The organism is Corallococcus sp. AS-1-6, from assembly GCF_020037015.1.
GTDB lineage: Bacteria > Myxococcota > Myxococcia > Myxococcales > Myxococcaceae > Corallococcus.
Genome location: NZ_JAIQDE010000031.1, coordinates 109728 through 118194, shown reverse-complemented (window position 1 = coordinate 118194; position 8467 = coordinate 109728). Strand labels below are relative to the sequence as shown.

General features: G+C 70.9%; 4 protein-coding genes and 1 tRNA gene. 2 read left to right on the top strand and 3 right to left on the bottom strand.

The features are described from left to right. A partial coding sequence (locus K8612_RS32810; protein WP_223765114.1) for a non-ribosomal peptide synthetase occupies positions 1-4970 on the bottom strand: 4970 nt, incomplete at its 3' end. A gap of 363 nt (positions 4971-5333) precedes the next feature. Next, complete coding sequence (locus tag K8612_RS32805; protein WP_223743788.1) at positions 5334-6164, bottom strand: mechanosensitive ion channel family protein; 831 nt, start codon at positions 6162-6164, stop codon at positions 5334-5336. 209 nt (positions 6165-6373) lie between these two features. Here K8612_RS32805 and K8612_RS32800 point away from each other — a divergent pair, with 209 nt between their 5' ends. Further along, positions 6374-7537 carry a hypothetical protein gene (locus K8612_RS32800; RefSeq protein ID WP_223765113.1) on the top strand — a complete coding sequence of 388 codons (1164 nt, stop codon included), beginning with the start codon at positions 6374-6376 and terminating at the stop codon, positions 7535-7537. Positions 7538-7549: 12 nt separating this feature from the next. Here the strand turns inward: K8612_RS32800 and K8612_RS32795 are convergent, their stop codons facing one another. Continuing rightward, positions 7550-8086, bottom strand: a complete 537-nt coding sequence (locus K8612_RS32795; protein ID WP_223743790.1) for a hypothetical protein — start codon at positions 8084-8086, stop codon at positions 7550-7552. A gap of 192 nt (positions 8087-8278) precedes the next feature. Here K8612_RS32795 and K8612_RS32790 point away from each other — a divergent pair. After that, positions 8279-8352, top strand: a tRNA-Arg gene (locus tag K8612_RS32790). Positions 8353-8467 lie beyond the last annotated feature (115 nt).

Below are 8467 nucleotides of genomic sequence, written 5' to 3'. Positions count from 1 at the left end.
TGCTGGGTGACGAGCACCTGGGCCGCGCTGTCCTCCAGCATGAAGGCCAGGCGCTCCCGAGGCAGGAGCGGATCCACCGGTACCCAGGCGCCACCGGCCTTCAGGATGCCAAGCAACCCGACAACGACGTCGAGAGAACGCTCGACGCTGAGCGCGACGCGGACCTCAGGGCCCACGCCCCGACGGCGCAGGGCATGGGCGAGCTGATTGGCGCGCGCGTCCAACTGCGCATACGTCAGGTGCGTCCCCTCGAAGACGGCGGCCACCGCGTCCGGAGCACGGCGCACCTGTGCCTCGAAGAGTGAATGCATGCACGCTTCGGGGAAGGGCGCATGCGTCGCGTTCCACTCCACCAGCACCTGCTGCCGCTCCTCCCCCTCGAGCAACCGCAGCGACGACACGCGCTGATCCGGATGCGCGACGAAGCCCTCCACGAGCAGCCGCAGGTGCCGCATCATCCGCGCGACGGTCGACCTGTCGAAGAGGTCGGTGTCGTACTCCAGCTCTCCCGTGAAGCCGGACTCGCTCCGCGTGAGCGATAGCGTGAGTTCGAACTTCGCGGAGGCGCCCATGCGCTCCTCGACCCGCACCTTCACGCCCGCGAGCGAGAGGTCCACCTCCGGGATGTTCTGCATGAGGAACAGCACGTTGAACAACGGCGACCCGCGCAGGTCGCGCATCGGCTGGAGCTCCTCGAACGGCACGTGCTGGTTCGCGAGCACCCCCAGCGTGGTGGTGCGCACGCGGCCCAGCAGCTCCCGCACGGTCGGCTCTCCTCCCATCCGGGTGCGCAGCACGAGCGTGTTGATGAAGAACCCGAGCAGTCCCTCCAACTGCGCGTCATTCCGGCCCGCCACGGAGGACCCGATGCTCACGTCGTCCTGGCCGGAGTACCGCCCGATCAACACCTGGAGCGCGCCGAGCAGGAACATGAACGGCGTGATGCCCTCACGCACGCAGAGGGCCTCCACGGCCCGCGTCAGCTCCAGGGGGAACGCGACCTGCATCAGGGCGCCGGGGTGCGCCTTGCGGAGGCCTCGCGGACGGTCGGTGGGCAACTCCAGCACGGACGGCATTCCCTCGAGCTGCTGGCACCACCAGTCGAGCTGCCGCTCCTTCTCCGCGCCCGACAACCACTGGCGCTGCCACACCGCGAAGTCCGCGTACTGGAAGGGCAGCGCGGGCAGGACGGGGTGTGTCCCCGCCACCAGGGCCCGGTAGGACTCCGACAGCTCCCGCATCAGGATGCTCATGGACCAGCCGTCGAAGACGGCGTGGTGGACGGTCAGCAGCAGCAGGTGCTCTTGCGCATCCAGCACCAGCGCCGACACGCGCAGCAGCGGCCCCGCCTCCAGGTTGAACGGAAGCCGCACCTCCAGCTCCGAGCGCCGCTTCACCTCCGCGTCGCGCTGCTCCGGTGAAAGGGCGCGCAGGTCCACCACCGGCAACACCAGCGGCTCGGGCGGAGCGATGACCTGCACGGGCGTGCCGACGTCCCCTCGCAGGGTGGTGCGCAGCGCCTCATGCCGGTGCACCACCAGCTCCAGGGCTCGGCGCAGGGCCTCCAGGTTCAGCGCCCCGGTCAGCCGCAGCGAGAACGGCATGTTGTACGCGGCCGAGCCCGGGTCCAACTGCTCCAGCACCCAGAGGCGCTGCTGCGCGAAGGACGCGGGCAGCTTCTGGGTGCGCGGCACCGGCACCACCGGGGGCGGACCCTCGAAGCGTGCATCTTTCGCCGAGGCCGCGATGCGCGCCGCCAGCTCCGCCACGGTGGGGGACTCGAACAACGCCTGCAGGGGCAGGTCCACCTGGTACGCCGTGCGCAACCGCGACGTCAGCCGCGTGGCCAGCAGCGAGTGCCCGCCCAGCTCGAAGAAGCTGTCGGTGGCGCCCACCCGCTGTACCTGGAGCAGCGACGCGTAGAGCTCCGCGACCTGCGCCTCCATGGGCGTGCGCGGCGCGACGAACTCGCGCGCGGCTTCCGTGGACACGTCCGGCACGGGCAGGGCCTTGCGGTCCACCTTTCCGTTGGGCGTCAGGGGCATCGCGTCCAGCACGACCAGCGAGGACGGCACCATGTACTCGGGCAGCCGCTCCTTCATGAGCGCGCGCAGGGCCTGCGACTCCAGCGTCTGCCCGGGCCGCGCCACCACGTAACCCACGAGCCGCGCGTCGGCCCCGCTGCCTCGCACCACCACGGCGGCGTCGCGCACGCCCGGGGCCTGGCTCAGCACCGCTTCAATCTCTCCCAGTTCGATGCGGTAGCCGCGCAGCTTCACCTGGGTGTCGACGCGGTTGAGGTACTCCAGCACGCCATCCGCGGCCCACCGCACGCGGTCGCCCGTGCGGTACACGCGCAGGCCCGGCGCCCCGCCGTACGCGTCCGGGAGGAAGCGCTCCGCCGTGAGGTCCGGCCGGTGGAGGTAGCCGCGGGTGACGCCCTCTCCGCCGATGAACAGCTCGCCCGGCACGCCGCGCGGCACCGGGTTCAGCCCGCTGTCCAGCACGTACACCTGCGTGCCGGAGATGGGCCGGCCAATCGGCACGCTGCCCGTCCCCGAGGCCACCGCGTGCGCGGTGGACCACACCGTCGTCTCCGTGGGGCCATACACGTTCCACAGCACGCGGCAGCGCTGGAACAGCGACTCGGCCAGCTCGCGCGGCAGGGCCTCGCCGCCGGTGAGCGCCGTCAGCCCGGGCCCCTGCCAGTCCGTCTCCAGCAGCAGCCGCCAGGTGCTGGGTGTCGCCTGGAGCACCGTCGCCCCGCACTGCCGCAGCAGGCCCCCCAACCGCGAGCCGTCCACGGCGATGTCCCGCGACGCGATGACGACCTGCCCGCCCACCGACAGCGGGAGGAACAGCTCCAGCACCGCGATGTCGAACGACAGCGTGGTGACGGCCACCAGCACGTCCTTCGAGGACATGCCGATCGTCTCGCGCAGCGCCGCCAGGAAGCGCGCCACCGCGGCGTGCGGCACCTGCACGCCCTTGGGACGGCCGGTGCTGCCGGACGTGAAGAGCACGTACGCCACGGCCTCCGGCGGCGCCGCGTCGCGCAGCGGCGAGCCGTCCTCCGACGCGATGGCCTCCGCGTCTCCGTCCAGCAGCACCACGCGCGCCGAGTGCGGCGGCAGGAGGGACTCCAGCGAGCGCTGCGACACCAGCACCGGCATCCCGCTCGCTTCCTCCATGTAGGCCAGGCGCTCCGTGGGAAACGCCGGGTCCAGCGGCACGTAGGTGCCCCCGGCCTTCAGCACGGCGAGCACCGCCACCAGCATGTCGAGCGAACGCTCCACGCACAGGCCCACCCGCGCCTCAGTGCCCACGCCCAGCCGGCGCAGGTGCCGCGCCAGGCGCGACGCTCGGGCCTCCAGTTGCGCGTACGTGAGCGACTCGTCCCCGAAGGTGACGGCGACCGCGTCCGGCGTGAGGTCCACCTGGGCTTCGAAGGCGCCGTGCTGGGTGCTCCACGGCAGCGGGGCGGGGCGGGGCGGCTGCCAGGCGAGGAGCACCTCGTGGCGCTCGGCGTCGGTGAGCAGCGGCAGGCGGGAGACGGCCTCGCCCGGACGGCGGACGGCGCCCTCCAGGAGCACGCGCAGGTGCTCCGCCATGCGCGCCATCGTGGGCGCGGCGAAGAGGTCGGTGTCGTACTCGAGGAAGCCCTTGAGGCCCGCTTCCGTCTCCAGCACCTGGAGCAACAGGTCGAACTTCGACGTGAGCGTGTCCAGCTCCATCGCCTCCAGCTTCACGCCCTCCACGGACGCCGCGCCGCGGAAGGAGGCCTGGAGCGTGAGCATCACCTGGAAGAACGGCGTGCGCCCCTGGGTGCGCTCCGGGCGCAGCTCCTCCACCAGCCGCTCGAAGGGGAACTCCTGGTGCTCATGGGCCGCGAGCACCGTCTCTCGCACCTGGTGCAGCAGCGCGCGGAAGGACGTGGAGGGCTCCACCTGCGTGCGCAGCGCCACCGTGTTGACGAACAGGCCGATGAGGCCCTCCACCTCGCCACGCGTCCGGCCCGCCACCGGCGAGCCCACCGTCACGTCCTCCTGCCCCGCGTAGCGCGACAGCAGCACCTGCCAGCCCGTCAGCAGCACCATGTAGAGCGAGGCGCCCTCCTGCTGCGCCAGGGCCCTCAGCGCGTCCGTCAGCTCACGCGACAGCAGGAGTTCATGCCGGGCGCCCTGGCCGCTGCGGGCCGCGGGGCGGGGGAAGTCCGTGGGCAGCTCCAGCGCGGAGGGCACTCCGGCCAACTGCCGCTTCCAGTAATCGAGCTGCTTCTCCAGCCGAGGCCCCTGCATCCACTCGCGCTGCCAGACGCCGAAGTCGGCGTACTGAATGCCCAGCGGGGGCAGGGGCACTGCCTGGCCTCGCGCGAAGGCGCCGTAGAGCAGCGCCACCTCACGCACCAGCAGCGTCATGGACCAACCATCGGAGACGATGTGGTGCACCACCACGACGAGCAGGTGCTCTCCCGGCGCCGACGTCAGCAGCAGCGCGCGCAGCAGCGGGCCCTTCGCGAGGTCGAAGGGCTGGGCCGCGGCTTCACGCGCCAGTCGCCAGGCTTCGTCCGGCGGCGAGTCCTGGAGGTCGCGGTGCTCCAGCGTGAGCACCGGCTCCGGAGACACCACCTGCACGGGGCCGGAGGCGTCCTCGCGGAAGGTGGTGCGGAGCACCTCATGCCGGCGCACCACTTCGCGCAACGCGCGCTCCAGCACGGCCGCGTCGAGCACGCCCTCCAGGCGCACCGCCATGGGCACGTTGTAGAGGCTGGTGCCGGGCCTCAACTGATCCATGAACCAGAGGCGCTGCTGGGCGAAGGAGAGGGGCAGGGGACGCGAGCGGTCCTGCACCGGGATGAGGCCCTGCGCGGAGTTGCCGCCGATGGCCTTCTGCGCGGCCATCTTCTTGAGCAGCTCCGCGCGCTTCTCCGGTGAGAGGTTCGCGATCCGCTTCGACAGCTCCTGGCTCATCTCGTGTACTCCGCGCTCGGGGACGCCATCGCGAGCGCCATCCGGGGCAGTGGCACTCACGAGCAGTCAGACTTGCTGTTGATTCCGGAATGCCCCCCTGAGCCGCTCTCTCGCGAGAAGCAGAGGGTGGGTCGAATCCACACTGGCCACGCTATTCCGTGGGCAACCAGGCTGTCATGGGGGCGCCCAGCCGGAAGTCCGAGTGAATTCGAGTATTTATGGGAAGAGACGGCATCCCCGAACTCATCACCGGAAGGACTCACGGTGTCGCTCAGAGGGGAGCCTGCTCGCGGGGTCGTCCTCCCGCATGGAGGGGGAGCAGGCCCGGGGTGGGCCTGCTCTCCACCGCTCATCGACTGCGTTTCAGCCTGCCTTCGCCACGGGCGGCGGCGCGGCCAGCACGGCCAGCGCGGGCACGGTGTAGCCCACGGCCTGGAGGATCTCCGCGATGGCGTCCCCGACGTTGGCCTGCGTGTCGTTGTACTCGGTGGGCTTGCAGAAGATGCACACCGCCAGGACGGGGCCCTGGAGCGTGAACTCCGCGATCTCCACCTGCGGCACGGGCTTCTCCTGGACGCCCTTCACCGTGGCCATGCGCTCCACCAGGGCGTGCTGAAGCACCCGCACGTCCACGCCGTGCACCAGCGGTACCTTGACCGTCATCTTGCGGTACGGGTGGTGGCTGTAGTTGATGATGTTGTCGCTGAACATCTGGTTGTTGCCCACGGAGATCCGCACGTTGTCCGACGTGTCCATCGTGGTGACGAACAGGCCGATCTCCTGGACGATGCCCACCACGCCGCCAGCTTCGATCTCCTCGCCCACGCGGAAGGGGCGCAGCACCAGCAGGAAGACGCCCGCGGCGAAGTTGGCCAGCAGCCCGGACCAGGCCGCGCCGATGGCGATGCCCGCGGCGGCGATCAACGCGGCGAAGGACGTGGTTTCCACGCCCATCAGCCCCAGGATGCCGACGATCAGCATCAACGTGAGCGTGCCGGTGAACAGCGAGCCGACGTAGCGGATCAGCGTGGCGTCCAACTGCCGCCGCTGCAGGGCCATGTCCAGCACCTTGCGGAAGCCGGCGATGACCGTCCGCCCGATGAACCAGATGAACAGCGCCCCGATGACCTTGAGCAGCAGCGGGAGCGCCTCGGTCAGGGCAAGTGCCTTCAATTGAACGACGACTTCATCCATGGCTTGAACCCCCTTGACCCGCACCGGGCGTGGGCCGTGCCTTTTGCACGGGTCCGGCCCTCGCATGCAAGCCGGGTTGCCTTGAATCCACACCTGTCCTGGAGGGCGGTTCTGACCCGGCCGGGTCCCGGCGCGCCCGGGAGGCGGAGTGCGGGCCGGTGATGCCGGAGGCCTTGCGTGGAGGGCCCGCGAAGTGGACGGTGCGGCGCATGCGCCTCTTCCCGATTGCGTCCCTGGTATTGCTGAGCGCCTGCACGGCGTCCCGCGTCGCGTTGCCGCCGCCCACGGGCGAGGAGGTGACGGTCTTCATCCATGGGTACCGCGGGTCGTTCCTCGCGACGGCGGAGGGCGAGCGCGAGCGGGCCTGGGTGTCCGTGGGCGACGTGCTGACGCGCGGTGAGCGTTCGCTGGCGCTGCCGTTTCCCGGACAGCGGGCGGCGCCGGGCTTCGGGCCGCTCGAAGCGGACGGGCCGGTGACGCGCTTCACGGTGCTGCCGTGGGTGGCGCGCTACGACGTCTACAAGGGCTTCCTGGAGTTCGGGCGCGAGCGGCTGCCGGGCTTCGTCGTCTTCGACTACGACTGGCGGCAGGACAACCGCGTGACGGCGAAGCGGCTGTGCGCGCTGCTGGACTCGCTCGCGGAGGCGCGGGGCGGCCGGGTGAAGGTGAACCTGGTGGCGCACAGCATGGGCGGGCTCGTCACGCTGCACTGCCTGCGCTACGGCACTGGCGACGACACGGGCGAGCCCACGTGGGCGGGCGCCCGCCACGTGAAGCGCGTGGTGTTCCTGGGCACGCCGTTCCGGGGCGCGCCGGGCATGTTCGACGACTTCACCCTGGGCACGCCGGTGGGGCGCAACCGGGCGCTCCTGTCACCGGAGGCGCTCTTCACCTTCGCGTCCGCGTTCCATCTCCTGCCCGCGCAGAGCGACTTCTTCGTGGACGCGAGCGGCCAGCCGGTGACGTTCGATGCCTACCGCCCGGACGCGTGGGTCGAAGGCGGGTGGGGCGTGTTCCAGGACCCGGCGGTGCAACCGCTGCCCGCGTATCGCCAGTGGCTGGAGCGCATGCTGGCGGCGCGCTCGGAGCTGGCGCGGGCCCTCTCCGAGAACGACGGGCCTCCGCCGCCCTTCCGCACGCTGGCGGTGGTGGGCGTGGGGCACCCGTTGATCAAGTCGTTCCGGATCATCGGCGGGAAGCCCACGTTCGAGGATCCGGTGCTCGCGGACGGAGACGGTTCGGTTCTGACGGCGCGGGCCCTGCCGCCGCAGCCGCTCCACGTGGACCGGCTGGAGACGCGGGCGGACCACGTCGCGATGATGGGCGACGCGGAGGTCCAGGAGGCTGTCGCTCGCTTCGTCACCGGCGACTGACCGGGGGCGAAGTCAGTCGCCCTGGATGGCGGCCTGCCAGTCGCCGTCCACGGAGATGCCCACGCGCATGCCGATGTAGCTCTTCTCCTTGCGCATGTCGGCGATCATCTCGTCCGGATAGATGCCCTTGAGCAGGGCGAAGTCCGCGTCGGTGGCGCCCTCGCGGAAGGCGGTGGGCCACCAGTAGAGGTTGCCCTCCTGGTAGAAGGGGAGGTTGAGGACGTGGACCAGCCGCGCCAGCACTGGCTGCGGGCTGTCCTTCCACTCCTCCTGGATGCGCCAGGTGGTGGCCATGTCCTGGTCGGGGTCGTAGGAGAAGCGCACGCTCTTGCCCTTCTCGTCGCCCAGCTTCTGGAGCCCCGCGTAGTCGCACGCCACGGCGGCCTTGATGATGCGCTCGCGCATGGACGCCACGGCCGGGGGCAGGGGCGTGGCGGTGGGCTTGGGGATGGGGCTCAGCCGGCTCGCCGAGCACGCCGCCGCGGCCGGGGCGCTCGGCTTGGAGGCAGGCGGGGCAGGGGGAGGGGCGGGCTTGGGCGGGGTGGGCATGGTCGGGCTCGGGGCGGGGGACGCCGCGGGCGTCCGGGGTGACTCCGTGCAGGCCAGGCAGGCGGCGAGGAGACAGGCGGATAGCAGGGGAGCGCGGTTCATGTCCCCGGGTCTAGTCCACGGCAGGTCAGGATTGCGTGCTTGCGTCGTCTGGGGACTTCGGTTACTCCTCCCACACCGGAAAGCGGTTCTGCGCGATTAGCTCAGCTGGATAGAGCGTTGGCCTCCGGAGCCAAAGGCCGCAGGTTCGAATCCTGCATCGCGCGCAGAGACAAGGGCCCGGGATTGTTGGGGATTTTTCCCAATAATCCCGGGCCCTTCGTCGTTTCCGGCCGGGTCTTGCGGTGTTCGGACCGTCGCACGGGTAGCAGCGGGGGGCCC